Source organism: Ignavibacteriales bacterium, from assembly GCA_016700155.1.
GTDB lineage: Bacteria > Bacteroidota > Ignavibacteria > Ignavibacteriales > Ignavibacteriaceae.
This window is the reverse complement of sequence record CP065001.1, coordinates 893,074-918,996: the sequence shown is the minus strand read 5'-3', so window position 1 is coordinate 918,996 and position 25,923 is coordinate 893,074. Positions and strand designations below refer to the sequence as shown.

The window sequence follows — 25,923 nt, the reverse complement described above, 5'->3', positions numbered from 1 at the left end:
TGTATTAAACCTTCTTAATTATTAATTCGCCGGGGAATTTTCTGATAATATAACTCTCCGGAATTTCTTTACAAATATCAATATTTTTTTTCTTTAATGCAGGATGAATAAAATCCGGCGCTATTTCAGCTAACGGAACACTCACAAAATCGCGTTCCGTTATTCCTTTATGAGGGACCGAAATTAAATCATCCGAATAAATCAGATCGCCATAATAAAGTAAATCAATGTCGATCTCACGCGGTCCCCAGCGTCTTGATTGTGTTCGTCCTGCTTTTTTTTCTGTTGATTTGATGAACAGAAAAAGCGATTTAAGATCGAGAACAGAACTGATCTTCATTACTATGTTTAAAAATTTTTCCTGCTCAGTATCACCAAATGGTTTGGTTTCATAAACAGAAGATACTTTTTCAACAAAACAATCATCGTTATCATCAATAATATTTATCGCCGTCTGAATATAACTAAGCCGGTCACCTTTGTTGGAACCTAAACCTAAAAAAATATTTTTTAATAAGTTCATCTTTCGTCAGACTAACTCCTTGCGTTCCTTGATCACTTCCACTTCAACGCAATCAACAACACCACCGAGAGGCGGATTGTTCTTTCTTACCCGGACTGCTACTTTTTCAATGAGTTCGAACTTTATTAATAATTCATCCGCAATACGCGTTGCAAGTGTTTCAATCAGGTAGTATTTCTGTTCCAGCGCAAGGTGATATAGAAATGCATAAACTTTATGATAATCAATGGTAGCGCTGAGATTATCCTTATTTGCGGCGCCGGAAAAGTTTGTGTACATATCAACATCAGCTTCAAACTTTCCTCCGACACTTTGTTCTTCAGAAAGAACACCGTGATAACCGTAAAAGGTTGCTTTCTTAATTCTAATAATATTCTGCATAGTGAATTCTCATGAAATTTTCGGTTTAAAAAATGAAATGGCATTTGCGATCAGCAATCCAAGCAGCACTAAAATGCTGCCGATTATTTGTTGTGATTCAAGATATTCACCCATTATTATCCAGCCCAGTATTAAGGCGACAACAGGAGTAATGAATGCGATGAGAGAGAGTACAACGATGTTAATTCTCTTCAGCAGCCAGTAATATGTTGTGAATGTAATTACACTTCCGAATACAGCCAGATAAAAAACTGAACCGGCAGCGTTCAAATCAAATTTTAGTTTTGATGTATCCTCGAATAATAATCCCACCAATAACATCACCACTCCGGCGATTATCATCGGAACAAAATTCATTGAAAGAGGATTTAAGTGCTGACCATATTTTTTTATCATCACCGCGATTGACGCCTGCATTATTCCGCTTAAAACAATTGCGATCATTCCAACAACATAGGAGCTAAGGTCACCGCCTATCTGGTCGGAAAAAATTGTAATTATTCCGGCGAAGCTTAAAATCATCCCAATAATTTTATTCTTTCCAATCGCTTCCGATCTGATGATGAAGAATGAAAACAGAAGTACAAAAAACGGGTACACCGCAAATAATACCGCGGCTAATCCCGACGGCACATACTGCTGTCCCCAATAAACCAATCCGAATGGAATAACGAAAGAAAAAAATCCCATCAACAGGTAAAGCCTGACTGCTATTTTATCTTTTTGCAAAATTATTTTTTTGAAACTCATTAACAGGTAGATAACTGCCGAGGCAAGCAGGAAGCGCATTCCCGCTGCAAACATCGGGTTGAGCGACTTCAACCCGAATCTTATCGCCATCCATGTTGAGCCCCAGATAAGGCATAGCATGGCGTATGTTGAAAATATTTTTAAACTAAATCCTGACATTATCCCTCATTGCAATAACACCAAGTGAACGTCCGGATAATTTTCCATCCCGCCTGTATGAATGGAATAATTCTTTCATTTCAAATGAACATAAACCTGATTGTTGAATATTATTTTTTTTGATCCCTGCATCAATCAGCATATCATAATTGATATGTGAAACATCAAGCAAATATTTGTCAACATTTCTCATTGAATATCTTTTATCGAATTTCTCTGCTACTTCCCTGCCTACTTCATAATTCACCTGACTTATAGATGGACCGATGTAAGCCAAAAGTTCTTCGGGTTTTGAGTTGTATTCATCAATGAGTTTTTTAATTGCCTTTTCAGTTATTCTTTTTTCCGTGCCCCGCCATCCGGAATGAACAGCGGCAATAACTTCATTCACCGGATCAAAGATAAAAACAGGAGTGCAGTCTGCTACACTAACCGCCAACCCTAATCCCTTTTTGGTTGTTATAAGAGCATCGCTGTCACCGCAAAATCCGCCGGCACTTACAGTCTTTACTTCATTTTCATGAACCTGGTGCTGGTATGCTACATTTTCTGTTTTTATACCTATTGCGTCAAAAAATAAATCACGGTTTTTATCGACAGTTCTTTTTTCATCACCTGCGGAATAAGACAAATTAAAACCGAGGTCATTGTTATGACCATCGGAAAAACGGGGACTGAACCCGAAAATTATTTCCTTGCAGTGATTAAAAATGTGCGGTTTAAGTATCAGCATTAATTTAATTATAGTTGAATTATTGGAGGTAAATTTACGGAAAAAATAAGCAAGTACATGCGGCAAATTAATTGAGCAAATATTTTTGTCCATCATCTTAATTGAGACTGGCTTACTTTAATATTATATTTTGTAAAGAAAACGTTATAAAAAAGGAATTCATTTGAAAATACTTGTTTGCAATGATGACGGAATCGCTTCACCCGGAATTGAAACTCTTGCAGAAGCTTTAAAAGAAATTGGTGACGTTACAGTTGTTGCCCCGCTCCAGGAACAAAGTGCTGTAGGGCACGGAATTACAATGCAGCTACCTTTAAGGGTAACTCAATATTTTAAAAATGGGAAACTCTTTGGCTACGCTGTTGACGGAACTCCCGCTGACTGTGTTAAAATCGGAATCAGAAATATTATGCAGGCTCCCCCCGATATTGTTATTTCAGGAATTAATCATGGTTCTAACACCGCAATAAATATTATTTACTCAGGCACTGTTTCAGCAGCCAGGGAAGCCGCTATTATGGATGTGCCGTCAATTGCCATTTCAATCACGAATCACACTGTGAAAGATTTTGAGTTTGCGGGAAAGATCGCGAAGATGCTTGCTCTTGAAGTTGCCGGAAAAGAATTACCAAAAGGCACATTATTGAATGTGAATGTTCCTGATCTACCTTCTGAACAGATTGCGGGAATTATACTTACCAAGCAGGGTAAGTCGAAATGGGACGATACTTATGAGAGAAGAAAAGATCCCTATGGAAGAGACTATTACTGGCTTACAGGAAACCTGATGGAAGTTGATACAGAACTTGATACGGATCAGGCAGCAGTGAGAAATAATTATGTGTCAGTTACGCCGATACATTTTGATCTTACTGATTATGAAACTTATGAAAAAATGAAAACCTGGAACATTGAAAGATTAATAAATGCAGAGACATATTAAAATTACACAGATTGATGCGTTCACACGCAAACCGTTTTGGGGAAATCCTGCTGCGGTTGTTTTCGATGGCAAACTTAATGCGGAAGAAATGCAACTGATTGCCCGTGAAATGAATCTTGCAGAAACCGCTTTTCTATCCCCGTCCGATAAAACTGATTATAACCTAAAATGGTTCACACCAGAAATCGAAATAAAACTTTGCGGTCATGCGACCATCGCATCACTTCACTACTTACGACAGGAAGGATTGATTGGCGACAACGGCAAAATTGTTTTCAGTACTTTATCCGGGAAGATCAAATCAGGCGTGGAAAACGGGAGGTATTTTATGCAAATACCTAACTACACTTTTGAGGAGTTCAAGGATCACGAAACAAAGGAGGATGTACTTACATCGTTATCATTGTTTCATTCAGCTACTGATCCCGATGTACCGATGTACGTTTGTGAAAACGGGTACCTGTTTATTTACGTAAAACATTTAAAAGATCTTGGAAAGCTTAAACCTGATTTTACAAACCTGAAGTATTTAACCAGTTCAGGCAAAGGATTTAATTCAGTAGTTGTTTACACAATGGAGACCGTTGATGAGAACAGTAGTGCTCATCTTAGATTTTTTGCTCCAGCCTTTGGAATAAATGAAGACATTGTAACAGGTTCGGCAAACGGACCATTGCTGACATTGTTGAACAAAATAAATTTTGTTAGTGATGAAGAAATGTCGGATCATTTCATTTTTGAACAGGGAGATTCACTCAACAGACCGGGCAGAGTGACAGTTTATACAACAAAAGATTCGGGTGAACTTTATATCGCCGGTGATGCAGTAACTGTATTTAACGGAGAACTGGTCTATTAATGTTTGGTTATGACGAGCTGAAAGTTGCGCTGAGCTTTAGCCCTGTTTACCTGGTTGCCGCAGTTATTGTATTTATCATTTTTACTTTCTTCTCTTACAAATACACTGTCCCATCTGTAAGTAATCCCTTCAGGATTTTTCTTGTCGCTATAAGATCATTGTCATTTATAATCATTATCATGGTTGTATTTGAGCCAGTATTAACACTGGCAAAAAAGAGTATACTCACACCTCATACACTAATCTTTCTTGACAACTCATTTTCAATACATAGCAAAGAAGACTCAATAAGAAAAATTCAATACTCGGATGTAATCAACTCACTCGAAGGATTAAATCAGGAGAATGAATATTCCTTTTTTACCTTTGGAGACAGTGTAAAAACCCTGCAGCCAGATTCACTGAACAGACTTCAGCTAGATGAGAATAGGACCAACTTTTCTGAAATTTTTAGTTCTATAAATGAAAGTGAAAGGAATATTTCTTCAGTTGTTATACTTAGCGATGGCGTTATAACAGATGGCAGTAATCCTGTATTCGCTGCGGAAAAAATCGGGATCCCGGTTTTCACTATTGGTGTCGGCGATACATCACAAAAAATGATGTAGTTGTAAATAATGTAACTCACAATGATTTTATTTATTCCGGTAATGCAACGCAAATCAACGCTTCGATCACTCAACATGGATTTGGAGGAAAAAGTGTTAGTGTGTCTCTGCTTGAAAACGGTGTTTCAATCGAACGGCGTCTGATCGAACTGTCGGAGAGTGGTAAGACAGATGTATCTTTTGAATATACACCGGGTGAGCCGGGAGAAAAAAAGATGGAAGTTAAATTGGATGTACTTCCGGGAGAGTATTCAACTTTTAATAACAGGAAAGTTTTTTTCATTAACGTACTCGACAATAAGATAAAAGTGTTATGCCTTGCAGGTGCTCCTTCATCAGACCTGTCGTTTATAAAGAAGTCCCTTCAGCTTGATGAAAATCTATCTGTGGAATCTATTACCCAGGTATCAAAAGATCTATTTGCGGAAAAGAACGACCAGCAGCAAATGATTGACAGCGCAGACGTGTTTTTCTTAATCGGTTTTCCATCAAAAGAAACAACTTCTGAATTGTTGAACAGGATTAAAACACGTATAAGTAAAGATCACATCCCGTTTTTTATTTCCGTTACACAATCAACCGATATAAACAAACTAAATGAACTCCAAAACTTCTTGCCGTTTGTTATAAGGAATACTTCTTCCAGATCAACAGAAGTTCAACTTAATGTGCTCACGAACCAAAGAAATAATTCTCTGATATCAAACAATTCAGCCGATCCTGTTTCAGCATGGAACTCTCTCCCGCCTGTAATTCAGGTTCATTCAGATATTATCCCGCGACCTGAAAGTGAAATTGTTGCCTTTGCAAAAGTCAACAACGTACAATCAAACAGCCCTATGATGTTAACCAGACGTGTTGCCAGCAATGCTTCTATAGCTGTTCTGGCATCTGAAATCTGGAAATGGAAATTATTGACCGGAACAAAAAGTCTCGATCTGTTTGACAGGTTTATTCAGAACTCTGTTAAGTGGCTCAATACATCATCGGAGTTTGAACGGGTTTCAATAAAGACAACAAAGAAGTTATACTCCAGCGGTGAAAATGTTGAGTTTGTCGCACAGGTATATGATGAAACACTAAAACCTGTTTCTAATGCAGAAGTAAAAATAAACCTGAGAAATAAAGCGATTGCTGAATCAAATACTTCTGCGGCTCAGTTAACACTTAACTCGCTTGGCAGTGGTCTCTACGAAGGCTCATATCAAAGTTTGAATTCAGGTGACTTTGAATTTACCGGTACTGTAATTTTCGACCAGGTAAAACTCGGTGAAGATAAAGGCACTTTTAATATCGGTGATGTAAACATAGAAATGCTCAATCCTTCTGCAGACGCAAACTTTCTTTCACTTCTTTCCGAAAGAACTAAAGGAAAATATTTTAGAGCCGGGGATCAAAACGGACTCTTTGCTGAATTGGATAAGCTTAAAGCAATTTCATCGAAAGAAAAAACTGATGTCAGCGAATTTCAACTTTGGTCAAATGAATGGATGTTAATCCTGGCAGTCTTCCTGTTTGCACTTGAGTGGTTCCTTCGCAAGCGTGCGGGAATGTTATAAGAGTTTCGAATATGAAATCAGCGATCAGAAAAAATCTAAATCGGTTCCTTGATTTTGTTTTACCCAGATTTTGTGTTCATTGTTCTAAAAAACTTTTGACTGAAGAATACTTTATTTGCACGGGCTGTCATGAGGAACTAAAAATTCCGGATGATGAATTCATTAAAAGTGAATTTAATAGGAAGTTTGCAGATAAAAACATTGTATCCGGGTTTAGTTCAGCATTTGTATTTGAGAAGGATGGGGTTCTACAATCAATGATTCATTCGTTAAAGTACAACCAGAATTTCAAAATAGGCGTTTACCTCGGAAAACTTACTGCTCTTGAGCTTCAATCCAAACTTGATTTATGGAAACCGGATATGCTTGTTCCTGTACCATTGCACACTTTGAAAAAAACTGAAAGGGGATATAATCAGTCATTCTATATCGCAAATGGAATTAGCAGTGTAACAGGAATACCTGTATCTAAATCCGTGATTAAAAGGATCCGGTTTACACAATCTCAAACAACAATGAATCTTGAAGAACGTCAGGAAAATATTTCTGGTGCGTTTAAGTGTGTGGATTCAAAAAAGGTAAGTGGCAAAAAAATTATACTTGTCGATGATGTGATTACTACTGGTGCTACTACAAATGAAGCTGCTGCTTCGTTACTGGCATCAGGTGCGGAAAAGATTTACGCGGTTTCATCAGCAATAGCCGAATACTGAATTACATACGCTCAGGAGCTTTAACCCCAAGTATTGTTAATCCGTTTTTAATAACAATGCGGGTTGCATCAGCAAGGGCTATTCTGGCTTCCGCAAGTGATCTGTCAGAACCAATTATTCTGCAGAATGTGTAAAACTTATGAAAAGCCGCAGCAAGTTCTTCCAGGTAAGCACACAGGCTATGAGTTTCAAATGATTCAGCGCAAAGCAGTACTTCATCTTTAAATTGATGAAGTTTCTTTAACAGCTGCTGCTCTTCATTCGTCGTAAGTAGATCAAGATTTTCATTTGACGCTTTAAGATTTTCCTCTTCAATCATTTTTAAGATTGAACAGATTCTTGCGTGCGCATATTGCAGGTAGAATACAGGATTTTCATCGCTCTGTTTTTTTGCAACTGAAAGATCAAAGTTCATGTGGGTACTGATATTTCTCATATTAAAGAAGTATCTGACAACATCGCTTCCCGTATCATCAACAAGCTGATCGAGTGTTATATAATTTGCTTTCCTTGTTGACATCTTTACTACTTCACCGTTTTCAACAATAGTAACAAACTGATGAATCAATACTTTTACTTTGCCGGCATCATATCCTAAAGCCTTTAGTCCAGCCATCACATCCGGGTAAGTTGCGTTGTGATCCGAACCAAACAGATCTACAATAAGATCGTATCCTCTTTGAAACTTTGTGATATGATAAGCAATGTCAGGGAGCCTGTAAGTTGGTTCCCCGGTAGATTTCACAATCACTTTATCCTGTTCATTTCCAAGCTCAGAAAACCTGAACCAAACTGCCCCATCCTTTTCATACGATAAATTCTTTTTATTAAACTCGGTTAAAAGATCATTTATCTTACCTTCCTGGTATAAAGAATTTTCATTGTAAAAAATTTTGTGACTGATATTCAGCCGCTCCAAAGTTTTTTTTATGTCTTCAAAAATCTGCTGCTCAGCTTTTTGTTTAAACAATCCTTCAGCCGGTTCATTCTTTTTTGAGTCAGCAAATTCATTAAAAATATCTCTGGCAATTTCCTTTATGTAATCACCCTGGTAATAATCTTCGGGAAACGGCTGAGACTCACCACACAATTCAAGATAACGAAGCCGCACGGAATCACCGAGTACACGCATCTGTCTTCCGGCATTATTGAAATAGTATTCACGGTCAACACTATAACCAACCCACTCCAGTAGGTTTGCAATCGTATCACCGAAAACAGCATTGCGTCCGTGTCCTACAGTTAAAGGTCCTGTCGGATTGGCGGAAACAAATTCAATATTCGCCTTTTTGCCTCTATGTTTTGGTGATGAACCATACCTGCTGCCTTCTTCACCAATTTTTTGTACGATCTCAGCAATAAACTTTTTAGTGAAGAAAAAATTAATAAATCCGGGTCCTGCAATTTCCACTTTCTCAATTTTCTCTGATTCATACCTGAGTTCATTGATTATTTCTTTGGCAATAGCCTGCGGATTTTTCTTAAGTACTTTTGTAAGTAGCATCGCAGTGTTGACAGACAAATCACCGTGCGTTTCGTTTTTAGGAACATCAAATACAATTGGAATTTCTTTTAGATAGGCAAGCCGGTTGGAGGCATCCTCAAAAAGTGAAATCAGGTATTCTTTCATTTAAATGAAGTCAGTCCGATAATAATTGTGAAGTTTATTTTGCAGCTTTCTTAGTAGTCCGCTTTACACTTTTTTTCTGTGCGGCTTTTAAAACAGGGTCTTCCATCTCTGTGATAACTGCATCACCCCAGAGTTTTTCAAGGTTATAAAACTCGCGTGAATCTTTTTTAAAAACATGAACTACTACGTCAACATAATCAAGCAGCACCCAGTTAAGAGCCTTATATCCTTCCCTGTGCCAGCATTTTATTCCATCATCACGCAGACTTTTTTCGATTTCATCTGAAATTGCTTTTACCTGAGTATCAGAATCGGCTGAACAGATCAGGAAATAATCAGCCATCGTGGTAAGGTTATTCAGATCAAGCAGTTTAACATCATATCCTTTTTTACTGAAAATTAATTCTGAGATTTTTTCTGATAATTGTTTTGAATTCAAATTTTTCCTCTACTTGTTTGGATTTAATTGATTAAAGTCTTTGCCGATAACCAATGAAACATCAAGAAAATAATCGTTGTTGATCTGCTGAATAATAAATTTTTTTTCGATACCAAGTGCATCCGCAACTTTTTCAGCATTTGCTTTATTGCCGGCTCTGTCGATAACCATAGTATTATCAATATCAAATGACCTGTAATTGCCGGTGTGCACAACATCAAAATTTTTAGAACGTAAATAATCCGTAAACTTTTCCGCAGCCCCAGGCATACCGCATCCGTTTAATACTTCAAGCTGAACTATCAATGAAGCTTTGTTTTTTTCATCTTCAGTTATATCTGAAGTTCCGGGATTTAATTTTGTAACCAGTGAATAAAGGAGGAAGAGAACTATCAGACCGAGAAGAACAATTATCGTATTCAGGAAAATGTTAGTTGATTTGGATTTGATCATTCCTGTTAGGTTACTGTCTGATGAGTTTTTTCCATTCACAGATTTAAGTCCGCCAGCTTTTTAGTATGAAGTAAACCTGTAGTTTTGGACTAATCATTTAATAAGTGAATGGATCATAATAAAAGGGGTTATAAAAACTCCGTGAGTATCCATATGGATTGTAATAACCGCCGGGAATATTTCTGTACTGAAGACTTATCTGGAAATTATCCCATGGTCTGTAATTGAGTTCAGCTTTGCTTAGATAAATTCCGTTAAGATTATTTTCAAAATCTTTTCCTAATGTGGAATAAGGAGCCTGAATAATACTCGCGTCCATATTAAAATTTAAATTATCAGCAAGCTTGAACATCATGCTGTTTGTGTATGTTGTTAATGCAAGTCCATTACTGCCAAATGCAGAGTAGGAAACCCCGAATGAGTGGTTCATCCTGAAATTATTTTCATTCAGAAATCCTAAAAATGATCCTGAATTAGTATTCACGATTCCATCTCTTACGCTTTCAGTAGGAGTAACAGGATTTTTAAACTGTGCATAAGTTTGAAATCCTGCAATCAATAACATCATAATTAAAATTATTTTCATATCAATTCCTTATTAGCTGTTTTAATATTAAACAAAACAGCAGGTAAAATCAATGACGTAAACTTTCAATCTTTATTAGTGATTTTATTATTCTTATCAACGAAAATCACTTTCGGAACATGTTTTTTTGCTTCTTCATCACTCATTTGTGAATAAGCAATAATAATTACTTCATCCCCGACATAACCCAGCCGTGCAGCCGGACCATTCAGGCATATCATCCCGCTGTTTGCAGGTCCTTCAATTGTGTATGTTTCAATTCTGCTTCCGGTACTCATATTTACCACCTGAACTTTTTCATTCGGTAGAATATCAGCAGCTTCCATCAGTTCCTTGTCAATTGTTATGCTTCCTTCATAGTAAAGTTCAGCCATGGTTACCGTAGCACGGTGTATCTTAGCTCTGAACATTTCCCTTGTCATTCATCCTCTTTCTAAATTAAGCAAATTTGATGGTCAAATATAACCTATTAAAAGGTTTATATTCAATATAGAAATGTATTGATATTTGAAGATTTGCATGAAATTATTTTTAAAATATTTTTTTCTTCCCGGATTATTCGTTTGTACTCGCAGCATATTTTGTTAATATCCGTACATTCGCAATTTACTTTATGAAAATACTGATAATAGATAATTACGATTCCTTCACTTATAACCTTGTTCAAATGATTGGATCAAAAGGGAATCAAGTTTTTGTTCTTAGGAACGATCAAAATTCTTTAGAAGAAATATTGGATTTCGGACCTGATAAAATCATGATTTCACCAGGTCCTGGAAGACCTGAAAATTCAGGGTTGACACTTTCTGTGCTAAAGGAATTTGAAACAACACATCCGGTATTAGGAGTATGTTTGGGGCATCAGGCAATTGGTTATATACTTGGGTCAGAAATTATTTCAGGACCGGAATTGATGCATGGAAAAACTTCAAGAATTATTCATGACGGCAAAACAATTTTTTCCGGAATCCCTCAGAATTTTGATGCGATGAGATATCATTCCTTGGTAATAAATCCTGATACACTTTCTTCAGAACTTACCGTTTCCGCTTATACAGAAGACGGAACAATAATGGGAGTGAGACATAACTCATTTCCTTTGGAAGGAATTCAGTTTCACCCCGAATCAATACTGACTATTGAAGGAGAAAAAATTATAGATAACTGGTTATCTCTTTGATGATCAATTAGTTCTTTATTTTTACAATCATTTCAATTTCCACCGGAGCATTAAGTGGAAGTTCATTTACACCAACAGCACTGCGTACATGTTTTCCCTGTTCACCAAAAACTTTAACAAGTAGTTCAGAAGCCCCGTTAGCTATTTTAGGTTGTGAAGTGAATCCTTCTGAGCTGTTAACAAAAACTGTCAGCTTAACTATCCTGTCAATATCATCAAGACTGTTTAGTTGTGATTTTACTACACTCAAACAATTTAACAGGCAGGCTTCTGCGGCTTTTATTCCTTCTTCATCGCTAACTTCCTTACCCAATTTACCTTTGTATAAAAGTTCTCCGTTAACCATTGGAAGCTGACCCGCTGTAAATATTAATTTGTCAACTCTTAACGATGGTATATATGCAGCAAGGGGTTTAGGGGCTTCAGGAATATTTAATCCAAGTTCCTGCAATTTTTTTTCGAACATCATTCAACTCCTTTTTTCGATAAACCTGTTTTTGTAATTTGAATTATGATAATTCAAATTTAATTCAGGAAAATTATTTATGATTGATAGCAAATTTAGTGAATTCGTTGAGATAGTTAAAAGATTAAGGGAGGAATGTCCATGGGATCGAGAACAAACGAACGATTCTATTAAATCTGCGACAATAGAAGAGACCTATGAAGTTGTTGAAGCCATCGAAAATAAAAATTACCAGGATCTCTCAAAGGAGCTTGGTGATTTATTGCTGCACGTTGTGTTTCATACAGTTATTGCCGAAGAGACAAAACAATTCACTCTCGATGATGTTATAGATCAGATAAAAGAAAAATTGATCCGAAGACACCCGCACGTTTTTGGTGAAACAAAAGTCAATGATGCTGACGAGGTGAAAACAAACTGGGAACAGATCAAAATGGAAGAAGGTCGGGAATCTGTACTTGAAGGTGTCCCCGAGCAGCTTCCTGCTCTTCAAAGAGCGCACAGGCTACAGGAGAAAGCCTCCAAAGTAGGTTTTGACTGGGAGAAGAAAGAGGATGTCTGGAACAAAGTAATTGAAGAGATCGAGGAGATGCATTCAGCAGATTTAAAAAATCAAAATGAAAATGGTTCCGCAAATAGTCATGAAGAATTAGAAAGTGAAATCGGTGATGTATTTTTTGCGCTTGTTAACTATGCAAGGTTTCTAAACGTCAATCCCGAAAATGCTCTTAGGAGAACAAATAAAAAATTCATCAAACGATTTATGTATGTCGAAAAGAAGATTTCGGAATCCGGTAAAAGTATGATAGGCAGCAGTCTGGAGGAGATGGACAAATACTGGGAAGAAAGTAAAAGCAGATTTAATTAATCGGGTGAGAAAAATTACTTCTCGTACTTTTCGTAAGCGTTTATTATATCCTTAACAAGTTTATGTCTCACCACATCTGATTTTTCGAAGTAGACAAATCCCACACCTTCAATTCCAGTCAGAATATCTTTGGCTTGTATCAGCCCACTTTGTGTTTTTGAAGGCAGGTCAATCTGTGTTACGTCACCTGTAATAATAGCTCTTGAATTAGCTCCTAACCTTGTTAAGAACATCTTCATTTGTACAGCGGAAGCGTTTTGTGCTTCATCAAGAATCACATAGGCATTATTAAGTGTTCTTCCGCGCATGTAAGCAAGAGGAACAATTTCGACGATTCTTTTTTCAATATAACCTTTCAACTTTTCTGAAGGCATCATATCATCGAGTGCGTCATACAAGGGTCTGAGATATGGATCAATCTTCTCCCTGAAATCACCTGGCAGAAACCCAAGGCTTTCACCAGCTTCAACAGCGGGTCGCGCAAGTACTATTTTATTTACAATTCCGTTTTTTAATGCAGCTACGGCTAATGCAACGGCAAGGTAAGTTTTTCCTGTACCAGCCGGACCAATCGCAAAACAGATATCGTTCCTTCTGGCAGTCTGCAAATAATTTAACTGACCAGACGTTTTCGCTTTGATCGCATCACTTTTAGTATAAAGAATTATCGAATCAATTTCTTTTTCGGCAACAATCTCTTTTCCCTGCATAGTAAGATCAAGAATCGTTTCAACATCCTTTTGCTGCAGTCTGCCGCTTGTATTCAGTACATAGGACATTTCTTTAAATACTTTTTCGATGGAATCAATTTCTTCGATCACACCTTTGATTGTTACAGCTTCTCCGCGAACCGTAATTGAAGCGTTAAATTTATCTTCAACCAGTTTAAGGTTTGAATCGTTCATCCCCAGCAGGGATAGCATATCAACATTCTCTAAAATTATTTTTTTCTCTGTCGCTGTCATTCTTATTCCGGTTTAAATAGAAAAACCCTTATCATATTCTGATAAGGGCTTTTCCTAACTCAGTTAATTAACATCAAACGAGCAGCCTGTTATTATTGAACAGGAGCTGGTTTGTAGTTCTGACGAAGTTTTTCGTATTTAGCTTTTTCTTCTTCAGTAAGCTTTGGAATTTTGAATGTCTGTTTTGGATAAATCAAATCAGGATTTTTTATCTGATCGCGATTCGCTTTATAAATTACAGGCCATGCAAAACCGTTTCCGTAATGTTCTTTTTTACGGGCAATACCCCAGAGGTGATCACCTTTAACAACTGTGTAAGAAATATCCTGTACTTCTTCTACCCAGTTATCAAGAGATTTTTGCATCTGGTTGTGTACTTTATCGAAAAACTCAGGAAGTGCACTTATCTTATTCATTTTAAGAGCATTGAGGTCTTTCTGCCTGTCAGCTTTAGGACCTTCTTTTCTTCTGATCTTTCCCTCTAATTCACTCACTGCTTTTCTGAAGTTATCGACATCAGTTTTTGTTGCGCCAACTAATGCATATAACTCATTCATACAATCTTCATAGCTCATCATTCCTGCTAATGTAGATTTTAAATTATCAACTTCGCCTTTTAGATTTGCTATCTCAGTTGTTAAAGCATCTTTTTGTGATTTGAGGCGGGACATTTCAGCTTCCCATTCTTCCACTGTCATTTCTTCCTGAGCCAACAAATTGGTTGAGAGAAGAACAATGAGTGAAAGTAATCCAATTAAATACCTACTTAGTTTCATAAAATTTCCTCCAAATTCATTAATTAATTTCATTTAAAATTATTTAGGCAATTTACCCAGGTTAACGCGTGTTTGTTCTTTATCTTTTTCACACTGCTGAAGTTTAGCATTCTTCTCTGCTAATTCTTTTTCAAGCCGGGTTCTTTCCTCTTTTAATGAATTTGCTTCGGACTCTAAGGATCTGACTTCTGATCTCAGATTGTTAAGTTCTGCAATCTGTGCTTCATCCAGACCACCGCAGCCCGTCATCACAGCCGCAGCCATAACAAATGCAGTTATAACGGCAGTGTTCCTAACGATTTTCAGTACTTTCATATTGGTCCTCCAATAAATTAATTATTAATGTACAATTTAAATTACCACGCTTTTCTTGGTAAAAGCGAAAAAAGAATTGAAATTACAAAGATTTTGATGCCAAGGTATCATTTGTTGGTTCGATATATACTAAAATAGATACTTAAATACAAATTAAAATAATGCAAACATTGCATTTATTGGCTGATTTTGAAGAATATCAGATCAGTCTTCTCTCAACAAAACTTGTATAAGTGTTACCTGCAATTATTATGTGATCAAACAATGGAATGTCAAGCAACTTACCGGCTTCGACTAATTTACGGGTGATAGAGATATCTTCATTGCTCGGTTCAGGATTTCCACTCGGGTGATTGTGTATGCAGATAATGCTTGCAGAACTATTTTCAATTGCCACTTTGAATATTTCACGCGGATGAACAAGACTTGCATTTAAACTGCCCATCGAAATTTTTTCTGCTCTTATTATTTTGTTTGAAGAACTTAAACATAGGATATAAAACAGTTCCTTCATTTCATCACGAAGCAAAGGCATGTAAATATCCGCCACATCTTTTGGTGAAGTGACCTTAACATCAAACAACCACTTAACCTGCGTCTGAATTCTTCGACTGATTTCAAATGCAGCTAACAATGTTGCAGCTTTATCATTGCCTATACCGTCAGTTTTTTTTAACGATGCTAAAGATTTGTTTGCAAGTCTTGAAAGGTTCCCTTCCTGGTTAATCAGGTCAAGAGCAATATTAACAACCGATTTACCTTTTCTTCCGGTTCTTAACAGTATGGCAATAAGTTCAGCATCGGATAAATTTTGAGGTCCGCGAAGCATTAATTTTTCGCGCGGTCTGTCGTCAAGCGGGAGATCTTTTACTTTAAGGATAAGTCCTCCGTTAAGAATTATTTCAGTTCATACCTGTCTATGAGTTCAAAAATTCCGTTATTGTATTTTACAATGTTGAGGTTTCTGTTTACATGTTTTTTATCAAACGAAATATAGTTATGATAACCTGATATTCTAATCCCGGATTCCATTTTATCACAGATTTTTTTTCTGTCAGAAATTGTGTTTGAAATCACGGTTAAAAGGTATTTAGCTGTATCATAACCATAAAGGACATTCCTGTTCAATTCCATTTTTGTTTTTTCTGAGAATTCTTTGCTGAAAGTCTGATAGTCGGGATCAGAATATTCAATAAAATAATCTGAAGTGAATACTAATTTATTGCTTAACGTTGTTGATGTTTCAAAACCTTTAGCCTGCATCCAGTCCTGGTTTCCATACAGCGGAAGATCAATTTCATTTTGCACCAGTCCTGAAAGTATAAACGGGGCATCAGATTTATCCGATAAAGGAACAAATATACCATCAAGTGAATTCTTATATTCTCTAAGTTTCTCCAAACCCGCTGAACTTATTGTCGTTCCATACTTGTATGTCTCTCTCAGGATTATTTTTCCGCCGAGTCTTTTAAATTCTTCAACAAATGCAGAAGCAATTATCGGTGAGTAGCCTTCGATAGAATTGATAACAGCAATTCTCTTTTTTCCTTCAACATTATAAATATAGTTTGCCATTATAATCCCGCGTTGCGTAAAACCCGGATTTGCCTGGAAAAAATTTTTGTTCAGAGCTACAAGTTCATCATCTGTTGCGGTTGGTGAAATAACTGGTATATCTTTTCTTTTGAGTGCACTTAAAACTGATATGACCTCATTGCTAAAGATAGGACCTAAAACAATTTTGACTGATTCATTTGCGGAAAATTCTTCAGTAATATTTTTGATTTGCTCTGTCTCTGTTGTACTGCGTACAACCAATCCAATTTTTGAGTCATTGGTTCTATTGAATTCATCTGTTGCATACTTAATGCCCTCAAGCACTTCCCAGGCGAGTGTTGAAGTACTTCCTTCCGTTATTTTTTTTGCGAGAGGTAATAAAATTCCAATAGAACATTCACCCGACTTTAAAGATTTATTTTCCTGCAACAATTTATTAGCTAAAACAGCTTCATTTGAGAATGGAAATTCTTCAACTAATTTATGAAATACATTATACGATTCTGAAATCAATCCATTTTTTTCATACATCTTTGCGAGAAGTAAAAACAGGAATGGTTTGATTTTAGTTTCCGACGTTTCAGCAATTGGTTTTACCTGGACCGGGTCAAGATGAGTTAACGCAATCAATTCAGCGTACTTTTCTGCATCAGTTTTATAAAGCGCAGAGTTTGTCTGATTTAGTAAACGTACTAATTCATTAAAAGCAGGATAGTAAAATGTTTGTTCATAAAGATTTTTAGCGAGTGTTAATCTTGCTTCATCTTTATATGATCCTTCAGGAGATGAATTGATAAAATCTTTTAAAAGTTTTTCTGATTCAAAATATTTTTTCTTAGAAAGTAATATTTTGCTTTTGAATATTGTGGCTGACTGATGAGCATTCCCGGCTTCAGGATCATTTAATATCTGGTTGAAGAGGATGAGAGCATCATCAAATTTTTCTTGTTCATACAATGCAACTGCTTTGCTAAAATCACCGGCGGGATTTACCTGGTTAAACGCGATAGAAGAGAAACTGAGTATCAGAAAAATAACCTGTAAAATTTTAACCATCAGAACTCACATTGTTAAGTTTATGTTCGGCGGCAGCTTTACCCTTCTGCGCAGTATTATTCTGCGGATCAAGTTTTAATGCGGTGTTATAGTATGCCAGTGCTTCTTTGAGATTATCGGATTTCAAACAGACTTCTGCCAGCCCGGTATAAATATCAGCAGAAAAATCATCTTTAAGTTCTAAACATTTATAAAATCTTCGTTCCGCTTTTTTATAATCACCCGAGATCAACTGCAATTGTCCTGCAAGCGCAAACGCTTCAGCATTTTTTGAGTTGAGCTTAATAGCTTTTTCTGCACACACAATAGCATGCTCTAGCATCCCTATGTTCTTGTAAACCAATCCAAACAAGTATTGGTACTCCCAGTATGAAGAATAAACTGATTCAATTTTCTTTAGGAAATTTTCTGCTGAATGATAGTCCTTCAATTCAATACAGTTTTTTGCCAGGAATAAATATCCCTCGTGTTTTAAAGATGAATCGGTTTCGCGAATAACATAATTGAGAAAATTTATTTTGCTTAATTCAAATTCATTCAACTTATAATATGCAAATCCGCGAAGGTATGAGACATATCCATCTTCTTCAGCCATAACTAATTCCAGGACATCTATGGCTTCATTCCAAAGACTGTTTTTTAGAAAGAACTGCCCCGCGAACATTCTTTTTTCTATGTTGTCCGGGTCATTCTCTATCATAAGCGATATCAGACTTGAAGCAGAATTAATATTATTCAATTTCTGATATAAGTCGGCGAGACAAAATATGGCTTCAGTCAGTTGAGGGTATTGTTCAATTAACGATGTATAAACCTGAATGGCATGAAGAAACTTCCCGTTAGCTTCAAATTCTTCCGCCTGTTTAAGTTTGTGTTCTATTTTTAATTTTTCTTCCACAACTATTCCCACTCAATTGTAGCCGGAGGTTTGGAACTTATATCGTACACAACACGGTTAATTCCCCTTACCCTGTTAATAATTTTATTTGAAACGTCCGCAAGAAATTCACTATCAAACCTGAACCAATCAGCAGTCATTCCATCAACAGAAGTAACTGCGCGGAGTGCCAGCACATTTTCATAAGTACGCAGATCGCCCATCACACCGACCGTCTGGACAGGAAGCAGCACGGCGAATGCCTGCCATATATGGTTGTACAATCCGGCAGATTTTATTTCACTTATGAAAATATCATCTGCGTCTCTGAGTATATCAAGTTTCGCTTTTGTTATATCACTGAGAATTCTAACTGCAAGTCCGGGACCGGGGAACGGATGTCTTTCTATAAATTCTTCCGGTATGTTTAGTTCCCTGCCGACTGCTCGTACTTCATCTTTAAATAATTCTCTGAACGGCTCAATTAGTTTCAGGTTCATCTTTTCAGGAAGTCCGCCGACATTGTGATGTGATTTTATTGTTACCGAAGAACCTTTAACCGAAACTGATTCAATTACATCCGGGTAAAGAGTCCCTTGAACAAGATATTCAGCGCCGGATATTTTTTTTGCTTCAGATTCAAATACATCTATAAAAGTTGTTCCAATTATTTTTCTTTTTTGTTCTGGATCTGTAACACCTTTCAGTCTTTGGAGAAATATTTCAGATGCGTCAACATGCTGATAATTAAGATGAAGATTCTCCTTAAATAATTTACTGATCTTCTCACTTTCATCTTTTCTCATAAGTCCTGTGTCGATATGAACACATAAAAGATTTTCACCGATTGCCTTCTTAACAAGAACAGCAGCAACAGTAGAATCAACTCCGCCGCTTAATGCACAAATTACTTTTGAGTTATCAGCTTTGATTTTTATTTCCTCAATACACCCGGAAATAAAATTTTTAGAAGTCCACGATGCCGAACATCCGCAAATTTCAAACAGAAAGTTGTGAATGATTTTTTTGCCTTCTTCAGTATGAACAACCTCCGGATGAAATTGAACCCCGTAAATTTTTTGTTCTTCATTTGAAATTGCGCATAATGGTGAATGCGATGATTCAGCTAATATTTTGTATCCGGCAGGAACACCCGATAAATAATCACCATGACTCATCCATACGGTTGAGTCTTTCTTAACATCTTTAAATAGTGATGATTCTTTGGTAACAACCAGCGGAGCTTTGCCGTATTCCCTGTCCTTAGCAGGTTCAACAATGCCGCCAAATGTTTTGCAAATAAATTGAAGCCCATAACAAATACCAAGTACCGGCACACCGAGTTTAATTATTTCCGGGTCAATTGCCGGCGCGTCCTTATCATAAACACTCATTGGTCCGCCGGAAAGGATAATCCCCATTGGATTTAATTTCTTTACTTCTCCAAGTGAAATTGTGTGGGCATGAATTTCGGAATAAACATTTGCTTCACGTACCCGGCGTGTGATGAGCTGAGTGTATTGTGAACCGAAGTCGACAATCAATATTGTTTCGTTATGTATCATTCGTTTCTTTTAACTGAAGTAATCAATTAGAAAATAAAAGAGGCTGTTTCAAAACCCCTTATCATTATATTGAAAGTCTTAACAGGCAGACAGACAATAAGAGTCATTTGAAACAGCCTCTTCAAAAAAATCAGAGAACTAAATATTCCACTAAGGAATAATATTATTGCCCGATTAATTGTTTGTATGCGCTGCTGTCCAGCAAATCATTCAAATCATTTAAATCAGAAATTTTTATTTTTACCATCCAACCCTGACCGTAAGGATCTGTGTTAATGGTTTCAGGACTATCTGCAAGCAGTTTATTAATTTCTACAACAGTACCATTGCACGGTGCATAAATATCACTCACTGTTTTTACTGCTTCAATTGTTCCGAATGACTGCCCTTTTGTAATTGCACTAACGTTCGGATCGATGTCAACGAAAACGACATCACCAAGTTCACTTTGAGCGTATTCGGTCACACCAATTGTTCCGTTGCTGCCTTCCACAAGCACCCATTCATGATCTTTTGTGTATTTGAGATTTTCAGGAAAATTCATTTTATACCTCAGCTTAAAATTTTATTCTCTATCACTTTAACTAAACCGGAAGTTACCGGTTGTGATAAATTCATTACCGGTTTTATTTTAGAAATCCCTCAAGAAAGCCGGTATCAAAATTACCACTTAAAAATCTTTCATCTTCCAGTACTTTGAGGTGGAATGGTATGGTTGTTTTTATCCCCTCAACTGTAAACTCTTCAAGCGCCCTTCTGCCGCGGGCAATAGCGTGTTCCCTGTTTTTTCCCCAGACAATTAATTTTGCAATCAGTGAATCATAATTAGGCGGAATTGAATATGACTGATAAATATGTGAGTCAACTCTTACGCCATAACCGCCGGGGAAATGCAATGACTGTATTTTACCGGGCGAAGGTCTGAAGGAATGTTCGGGATCCTCTGCATTGATCCTAAACTCTATACTGTGTCCTGTGGGCTTTTGGGGAAGTGTTTCTATTTTTTCACCTGCAGCAACCAGAATCTGCTGACGCACAAGATCGACACCGTAAACCATTTCGGTTACCGGATGTTCAACCTGTATCCTGGTATTCATTTCCATGAAATAGAAATTTTTATTTTTATCCAACAGGAATTCAATTGTTCCGGCACCTTCATAATTAACTGCCTTACCGCCGAGAATGGCTGTCTCACCCATTTTATTACGGATATCTTCGTCGATTGCAGGCGATGGTGATTCTTCAATTAATTTCTGATGTCTTCTTTGAACCGAGCAGTCCCTTTCACCGTAGTGATAAACATTACCGAATGTATCGCCAAGAATCTGTATCTCAACGTGGCGGGGATTTTCAACAAATTTTTCTATATATACATCGGCGTTACTGAATGCGGATTCTGCTTCTGTCTTTGCCGTGAGGTAAGCCTTATCAAATTCACTCTCCTCCCAGACAATACGCATACCTTTACCGCCGCCGCCGGCAGATGCTTTGATAATTACCGGGAACCCGATTTCAGAGGCAATTCTCTTTCCTTCATCAGCATCTGTTACAACACCATCACTTCCGGGTATAACCGGAACTCCATTTTTTTTCATCGTGTCTTTTGCAAATGCTTTATCACCCATCGCATTAATCATTTCAGGGGAAGGACCGATAAACTTTATGTTTGATTCAGTACAGATTTCAGAAAAGTTTGCATTCTCAGCAAGGAATCCATAACCGGGATGTATAGCATCTGCACCGGTAATTTGTGCAGCAGAAATTATTGCGGGAATTTTAAGATAACTTTCTCGTCCTAGCGGAGGTCCGATACAAACTGCTTCATCAGCAAATGTAACGTGAAGAGAGTCCCTGTCAGCCTCAGAATATACAGCAACTGTGCTTATTCCCAGTTCCTTGCATGATCTGATTATTCTGAGTGCTATTTCGCCTCGATTGGCGATCAAAATTTTTTTAAACAATTTTCTTCCAGATAAATGAGTACGAATCAGGATTTTTCAATAAGGAACAGTGGCTGATTATATTCCACAGGTTTTCCGTTCTCTACGAGTATCCTGATTATTTTTCCGCCAATGTCCGATTCAATTTCGTTCATCAGTTTCATTGCTTCTACAATACACAATACAGAACCCGCAGACACCATATCGCCGACCTGAACATAAGCGTCAGCATCGGGTGCAGGAGCCCTGTAAAATGTTCCTACAATTGGTGATCTTATTTCATGAGTGTTAGATGGTTTTTCTTCTGACGTCTGCTTCGCTTCTGAAGATGCTTTTTGTTCAATTACATCTGCTGGTTGATGAGCAGGAGCCATTACAATATGCGGCTGCGAGCCTTGAGCGTATGATCTTGTTTTTTTAGCAATCTTTACCCTTAAACCATTTTCCTCTACTTCAAGATCAGTAATGTTTGAGGTATCAACAAGCCTGATTAATTTTTTAAGAAGGTTTAAATCCATTTATTTCCCTTCATCAAGTTTTAACACGTTCAACATATTCGCCGGTTCTTGTATCCACTTTTAAAACGTCATCGACATTGATAAACAGAGGTACATTAAGAGTAGAGCCGGTTTCTAATTTAGCAGGTTTAAGAGCACCTGTTGCGGTATTTCCTTTAAAGCCGGGTTCAGTCTCGATTACTTTAAGATAAGCGAAGACTGGTTGTTCAACTGTAATTATTTCACTTCCGTTAAAAAGTATTTCTACTTCTTCCGATTCTTTTAAATACTCAAGTCCATCTCCAAACAACGCCGCAGGAACATTTATTTGTTCGTAAGTATCGTTATCCATACAAACAAGAAACTCACCTTCACGGTAAAGGTATTGATATTTTCTTCTTTCAACCCTAACCACATCAACGGATTCGCCTGATCTGAATGTATTATCAAGGACTTTACCGGTTTTAAGATTTTTCAGGAGTGACCGGACAAAAGCCCCGCCTTTACCCGGTTTTACGTGTTGAAATTCAACAATTGTATAAAGATCATTCTTAAATTTTATAATTAAGCCATTTCTGAAATCTGATGTATCTGCCATAAATTCCGATTAAATTGTAAATAAACAGGGCAAAAAAATATAGATATACGGTTTGAAAGTCAAGAAATTACTCTTACAGTATTCGACACAATTCAACAAAAAAGCCGCATATCACAGCGGCTTGATTGATTTGTAAAAAAATAAAAATCAATTCGTTAATGCAAGGTACTTATCAGCTTCTCTTGCGGATGTTGAAGTTGTAAAATCCCGTTTTAGAGTTTCGAGCAATTCTTTTGCAACTTCTTTTTTACCTGCATTAATGTAATTGATGCTTGCTTTCAACATATACTCAGGGTTTAAAGCATTTAATTCAGAAATCCTTGAGGCTTTTCTGTAAAGATCTGCTGCTTTTTCATATTCTTTTTTAGAAGCAAAATATCCGGCTTCACCAGCCAAAGCTGTTGCCTTGTAAAGTTCATTATTGCCGCCGTAGTCATTGTAATAGTTATATGCTTCTTCATTCTTCCCAAGATAAAAATATGCATTAGCCATATAAATTTTGGCATTCTCTCCATTCTCAGTACTTCCGTACTCTTCAACAATTTTTTTCAGTCCGATTATATTAGTGCCTTGTCTTCCTTCAATAGCTTCAAGGTATGAACCGGCGTCATATACAGACATTACTCTGGATAACTCTAATCCGGCTTTTTCATTTGCGTCTTTACGTGAGTTCATGTAGAAGTAAATTACTAATGCCAATGCAGCAATAACAACAGCGTACAAACCTATTCTTGATTTATTTTCTTCAAAAAAATCCTGAGCTTTATAGTAGGTTGTAACTAACTTATCTTCTTTAATTTCCTTCTTGGAAAGTTTTTTCTTTTTAGTGAGCATTTAATTTTTCCTCTGAAACATTGATTTTCATTTATAATCTTTCAAAAAGCGATTACAAATTTAGTATGAAATAAGTAATCCACCAAAATATTTATACATTGTACGCCCGGCAGGACTCGAACCTGCAACCTTTGGAACCGGAATCCAACATTCTGTCCAGTTGAACTACGGGCGCATTGAAATAAACAGCAAATTTCAATCTCTTACATATCAAATATAACAAGAAATTACTTTTCCGGTTAACACTCTGGTTAACACTTTTTCACTCTCTCAAGGAATAAGAAAGAGGTATTAAAATGAGAAAATCATTCTTATTCAAGCGAGGCAAATATTATCAACTTCAATACTTTGATGAAACCGAGCAAAGAATCAAAAGAATTTCAACCAAGTGTAAGATGAAAACAGACGCTATTAAATTTTTAAGTCAGTTCAATGAAAAGAAACTTTCACAACCGGAACTAAAATACATTTCGTTAAGTCAATTCCTTGATGAGTATTTGAACTACGTCAAACAAAACCTATCTGTTAAGTATTACAATGATGTACACACAACATTTAAAAGAATGAAAGAGACCTTTGGCGAAATACCATTGAATAAATTAACCGGATACAATCTTGAGCAATTTTTAACAGCAACCTACCAAGTGAGTAAGTATGCCTGTAAACATCATTTTAATAACCTTAGAAGTGCATTTAATAAAGCGATTCAATGGGGATATTTAGAGGTTAATCCAATGCAAAAAATTAAAACTCCAAAACTCCCGCAGAACAACCCGATTTTTATTAATGAGATTGAACTAAATCAAATTTTAAACTATCTGACAAAAAAAGAATTTACCGACATTTACCTTTTAGCATTTCATACCGGAATGAGATTAGGTGAAATTGTAAACCTTAGATGGAATCAAATACAACTAAACGAAAGAGTGATAAGGGTTTTAAATACGGATGAATTCACAACCAAAGGAAAAAAGGAAAGGGTGATTCCAATAAATTCAAAACTATATTCAATCCTGATTAATAGACTGCCTAAAGTTATAAATCTAAGTGGTAATGATTTGTTATTTCACAACAATGGAATAAAACTAAATGGGGATTTTGTAAGTAAAAAATTCAAAGAAGCAATAAGAAAAGCATCAATTGAGATAAACATAAATTCACAATTGCACATGCATGATTTGCGTCATAGCTTCGCTTCTAATCTTGCCAAAAAAGGTGTTTCACTATACATCATTAAAGAGCTTTTAGGGCATAGAGACATAAAGACCACACAAATATATGCCCACCTTACAATTGATTCCCTGAGAGAAGCAGTAAGGGTATTAGAAGCCTAAACTAAGGGGGTTAACCACCCCCTACCCGCCTTTCAATGAATTTGTTTTTACTTTCTGCAACCCTTAAAAAATATATTCTGCAAAAGGGCTATAAATTTTTTGTTATAGAAAATTATAATTCTTCGTTCAATTATCCTGGTGAATTATTTTTAATGAGAAAAATATATTTTCAGACTTGATTTATTAAAAATTAATTTTGGATTAAGACAATAGTAAAAAATATTTTTTCATGATTGCAAAAAGTATTTGACCTGTTAAAAAAAATTATAACATTATATGTGGCAAGCATAGATTCTTTTGGTTTGTTGAAAAAGAAAGAATCTCTTAGTAATATGTAGGAGAGAGTTTTTGAATTTCATAATGCAAAAATGATGGTGACAAAACTTGAAAAATCATGCAACAGCAAAGTATAAAAAAGGATTAAAATTGATTGGAATTGATAGTTTGATGAAAAGTATTGTCTTTAAAAAGTATTTATCCTGACGCAAAATTACTTTAAATTAATAAAGAACTTTTAGAAAATTTTTTTAATGATAAGTTTCACATTTAAATCACAAAAAAGGAGTCACATGATATTTAATAAATCGGGTTCAATAAATTTCAGACTTAAACCTCAAGACAAAGAGTTTCTGATTTATCTCGCAAATAGAGAAGAATTAAAATTAAGTGAGTTTATTCGGGAAATAGCAAAAGAAAAAATTATAAAAGCAAAATTAACAAACAAAAAAGCGAACTAAGAGTTAGTTACCACACCACCTC

At 36.3% G+C, this 25,923-nt stretch carries 31 protein-coding genes and 1 tRNA gene; 9 read left to right on the top strand and 23 right to left on the bottom strand.

Annotated elements, in window-relative coordinates:
* Positions 1 to 4: 4 nt before the first annotated feature.
* From folK to pgeF, 4 genes are read right to left on the bottom strand one after another with little or no spacing between them, the layout of a single operon-like run.
* Positions 5 to 523, bottom strand: a complete 519-nt coding sequence (gene folK, locus IPM56_03700) for a 2-amino-4-hydroxy-6-hydroxymethyldihydropteridine diphosphokinase (protein QQS37069.1) — start codon at positions 521 to 523, stop codon at positions 5 to 7.
* Positions 524 to 529: 6 nt separating this feature from the next.
* Positions 530 to 904: a dihydroneopterin aldolase gene (folB, locus tag IPM56_03695; protein QQS37068.1), complete on the bottom strand. Its 375-nt coding sequence runs from the start codon at positions 902 to 904 to the stop codon at positions 530 to 532.
* 9 nt (positions 905 to 913) lie between these two features.
* Positions 914 to 1,813: an EamA family transporter gene (locus tag IPM56_03690; protein ID QQS37067.1), complete on the bottom strand. Its 900-nt coding sequence runs from the start codon at positions 1,811 to 1,813 to the stop codon at positions 914 to 916.
* Positions 1,800 to 2,546, bottom strand: coding sequence for a peptidoglycan editing factor PgeF (pgeF, locus tag IPM56_03685; GenBank protein ID QQS37066.1), 747 nt, complete (start codon positions 2,544 to 2,546; stop codon positions 1,800 to 1,802). Before pgeF ends, IPM56_03690 begins: the two co-directional genes overlap by 14 nt.
* A gap of 163 nt (positions 2,547 to 2,709) precedes the next feature.
* Between pgeF and surE the strand changes: the two genes are divergently transcribed.
* From surE to IPM56_03660, 5 genes are all read left to right on the top strand, one after another.
* On the top strand, positions 2,710 to 3,489 hold the full coding sequence (surE, locus tag IPM56_03680; protein ID QQS37065.1) for a 5'/3'-nucleotidase SurE: 780 nt from the start codon (positions 2,710 to 2,712) through the stop codon (positions 3,487 to 3,489).
* Positions 3,473 to 4,348: a PhzF family phenazine biosynthesis protein gene (locus IPM56_03675; GenBank protein QQS37064.1), complete on the top strand. Its 876-nt coding sequence runs from the start codon at positions 3,473 to 3,475 to the stop codon at positions 4,346 to 4,348. The genes surE and IPM56_03675 overlap by 17 nt, the downstream gene beginning before the upstream one ends.
* The gene (locus IPM56_03670; GenBank protein QQS37063.1) at positions 4,348 to 4,956 is read left to right on the top strand and encodes a VWA domain-containing protein; all 609 of its coding nucleotides are present in this window, start codon (positions 4,348 to 4,350) and stop codon (positions 4,954 to 4,956) included. The genes IPM56_03675 and IPM56_03670 overlap by 1 nt, the downstream gene beginning before the upstream one ends.
* Positions 4,957 to 5,057: 101 nt before the next feature.
* Positions 5,058 to 6,515 (top strand): hypothetical protein, encoded by a 1,458-nt coding sequence (locus IPM56_03665; GenBank protein ID QQS37062.1) that lies wholly within the window; start codon positions 5,058 to 5,060, stop codon positions 6,513 to 6,515.
* A gap of 11 nt (positions 6,516 to 6,526) precedes the next feature.
* The gene (locus IPM56_03660; GenBank protein QQS37061.1) at positions 6,527 to 7,228 is read left to right on the top strand and encodes a ComF family protein; all 702 of its coding nucleotides are present in this window, start codon (positions 6,527 to 6,529) and stop codon (positions 7,226 to 7,228) included.
* Position 7,229: 1 nt separating this feature from the next.
* On the opposite strand, the gene IPM56_03655 is transcribed toward IPM56_03660, so the two are convergent.
* The 5 genes from IPM56_03655 to IPM56_03635 form a co-directional block, all read right to left on the bottom strand.
* Positions 7,230 to 8,858, bottom strand: a complete 1,629-nt coding sequence (locus tag IPM56_03655; GenBank protein ID QQS37060.1) for an arginine--tRNA ligase — start codon at positions 8,856 to 8,858, stop codon at positions 7,230 to 7,232.
* 34 nt (positions 8,859 to 8,892) lie between these two features.
* Positions 8,893 to 9,297 carry a ribosome silencing factor gene (gene rsfS / locus IPM56_03650; GenBank protein ID QQS37059.1) on the bottom strand — a complete coding sequence of 135 codons (405 nt, stop codon included), beginning with the start codon at positions 9,295 to 9,297 and terminating at the stop codon, positions 8,893 to 8,895.
* Between the two features lie 9 nt (positions 9,298 to 9,306).
* Positions 9,307 to 9,789 carry a LytR C-terminal domain-containing protein gene (locus IPM56_03645; GenBank protein QQS37058.1) on the bottom strand — a complete coding sequence of 161 codons (483 nt, stop codon included), beginning with the start codon at positions 9,787 to 9,789 and terminating at the stop codon, positions 9,307 to 9,309.
* 58 nt (positions 9,790 to 9,847) lie between these two features.
* Positions 9,848 to 10,336, bottom strand: coding sequence for a hypothetical protein (locus IPM56_03640; protein QQS37057.1), 489 nt, complete (start codon positions 10,334 to 10,336; stop codon positions 9,848 to 9,850).
* A 65-nt stretch (positions 10,337 to 10,401) separates the two neighbouring features.
* A complete protein-coding gene (locus IPM56_03635; protein QQS37056.1) occupies positions 10,402 to 10,758 on the bottom strand; it encodes an aspartate 1-decarboxylase in 357 nt (118 codons plus the stop codon).
* A 191-nt stretch (positions 10,759 to 10,949) separates the two neighbouring features.
* Between IPM56_03635 and IPM56_03630 the strand changes: the two genes are divergently transcribed.
* On the top strand, positions 10,950 to 11,516 hold the full coding sequence (locus IPM56_03630) for an aminodeoxychorismate/anthranilate synthase component II (protein ID QQS37055.1): 567 nt from the start codon (positions 10,950 to 10,952) through the stop codon (positions 11,514 to 11,516).
* A gap of 7 nt (positions 11,517 to 11,523) precedes the next feature.
* Here IPM56_03630 and IPM56_03625 read toward each other — a convergent pair whose 3' ends face one another.
* Positions 11,524 to 11,985: a RidA family protein gene (locus tag IPM56_03625; GenBank protein ID QQS37054.1), complete on the bottom strand. Its 462-nt coding sequence runs from the start codon at positions 11,983 to 11,985 to the stop codon at positions 11,524 to 11,526.
* A 76-nt stretch (positions 11,986 to 12,061) separates the two neighbouring features.
* Here IPM56_03625 and mazG point away from each other — a divergent pair, with 76 nt between their 5' ends.
* A complete protein-coding gene (gene mazG / locus IPM56_03620) occupies positions 12,062 to 12,850 on the top strand; it encodes a nucleoside triphosphate pyrophosphohydrolase (protein ID QQS37053.1) in 789 nt (262 codons plus the stop codon).
* Between the two features lie 14 nt (positions 12,851 to 12,864).
* On the opposite strand, the gene IPM56_03615 is transcribed toward mazG, so the two are convergent.
* The 13 genes from IPM56_03615 to IPM56_03555 all read right to left on the bottom strand — a co-directional run bounded on the left by IPM56_03615 (position 12,865) and on the right by IPM56_03555 (position 24,005).
* Positions 12,865 to 13,815: a PhoH family protein gene (locus IPM56_03615; GenBank protein QQS37052.1), complete on the bottom strand. Its 951-nt coding sequence runs from the start codon at positions 13,813 to 13,815 to the stop codon at positions 12,865 to 12,867.
* A gap of 92 nt (positions 13,816 to 13,907) precedes the next feature.
* Positions 13,908 to 14,591: a LysM peptidoglycan-binding domain-containing protein gene (locus tag IPM56_03610; protein QQS37051.1), complete on the bottom strand. Its 684-nt coding sequence runs from the start codon at positions 14,589 to 14,591 to the stop codon at positions 13,908 to 13,910.
* 39 nt (positions 14,592 to 14,630) lie between these two features.
* Positions 14,631 to 14,906, bottom strand: a complete 276-nt coding sequence (locus tag IPM56_03605; GenBank protein ID QQS37050.1) for a hypothetical protein — start codon at positions 14,904 to 14,906, stop codon at positions 14,631 to 14,633.
* 199 nt (positions 14,907 to 15,105) lie between these two features.
* Positions 15,106 to 15,786 (bottom strand): DNA repair protein RadC, encoded by a 681-nt coding sequence (gene radC / locus IPM56_03600; protein QQS38217.1) that lies wholly within the window; start codon positions 15,784 to 15,786, stop codon positions 15,106 to 15,108.
* A gap of 17 nt (positions 15,787 to 15,803) precedes the next feature.
* Positions 15,804 to 17,519: a penicillin-binding protein activator gene (locus IPM56_03595; protein ID QQS37049.1), complete on the bottom strand. Its 1,716-nt coding sequence runs from the start codon at positions 17,517 to 17,519 to the stop codon at positions 15,804 to 15,806.
* Positions 17,512 to 18,417, bottom strand: coding sequence for a tetratricopeptide repeat protein (locus IPM56_03590; protein QQS37048.1), 906 nt, complete (start codon positions 18,415 to 18,417; stop codon positions 17,512 to 17,514). The genes IPM56_03595 and IPM56_03590 overlap by 8 nt, the downstream gene beginning before the upstream one ends.
* A gap of 2 nt (positions 18,418 to 18,419) precedes the next feature.
* A complete protein-coding gene (gene guaA / locus IPM56_03585; protein QQS37047.1) occupies positions 18,420 to 19,961 on the bottom strand; it encodes a glutamine-hydrolyzing GMP synthase in 1,542 nt (513 codons plus the stop codon).
* A 163-nt stretch (positions 19,962 to 20,124) separates the two neighbouring features.
* Positions 20,125 to 20,505 (bottom strand): glycine cleavage system protein GcvH, encoded by a 381-nt coding sequence (gene gcvH / locus IPM56_03580; protein QQS37046.1) that lies wholly within the window; start codon positions 20,503 to 20,505, stop codon positions 20,125 to 20,127.
* Between the two features lie 82 nt (positions 20,506 to 20,587).
* A complete protein-coding gene (gene accC, locus IPM56_03575; protein QQS37045.1) occupies positions 20,588 to 21,922 on the bottom strand; it encodes an acetyl-CoA carboxylase biotin carboxylase subunit in 1,335 nt (444 codons plus the stop codon).
* Positions 21,923 to 21,948: 26 nt separating this feature from the next.
* Entirely contained in the window at positions 21,949 to 22,419 is a 471-nt protein-coding gene (locus tag IPM56_03570; GenBank protein ID QQS37044.1) for an acetyl-CoA carboxylase biotin carboxyl carrier protein, read from the bottom strand.
* A 13-nt stretch (positions 22,420 to 22,432) separates the two neighbouring features.
* Entirely contained in the window at positions 22,433 to 22,996 is a 564-nt protein-coding gene (gene efp, locus IPM56_03565; GenBank protein QQS37043.1) for an elongation factor P, read from the bottom strand.
* Positions 22,997 to 23,143: 147 nt separating this feature from the next.
* The gene (locus tag IPM56_03560) at positions 23,144 to 23,830 is read right to left on the bottom strand and encodes a hypothetical protein (GenBank protein QQS37042.1); all 687 of its coding nucleotides are present in this window, start codon (positions 23,828 to 23,830) and stop codon (positions 23,144 to 23,146) included.
* 101 nt (positions 23,831 to 23,931) lie between these two features.
* Positions 23,932 to 24,005 (bottom strand) — tRNA-Arg (locus tag IPM56_03555).
* A gap of 121 nt (positions 24,006 to 24,126) precedes the next feature.
* Here IPM56_03555 and IPM56_03550 point away from each other — a divergent pair.
* Positions 24,127 to 25,164, top strand: coding sequence for a tyrosine-type recombinase/integrase (locus IPM56_03550; protein ID QQS37041.1), 1,038 nt, complete (start codon positions 24,127 to 24,129; stop codon positions 25,162 to 25,164).
* A gap of 569 nt (positions 25,165 to 25,733) precedes the next feature.
* A complete protein-coding gene (locus IPM56_03545; protein QQS37040.1) occupies positions 25,734 to 25,901 on the top strand; it encodes a hypothetical protein in 168 nt (55 codons plus the stop codon).
* The last annotated feature ends 22 nt before the right edge of the window (positions 25,902 to 25,923 follow it).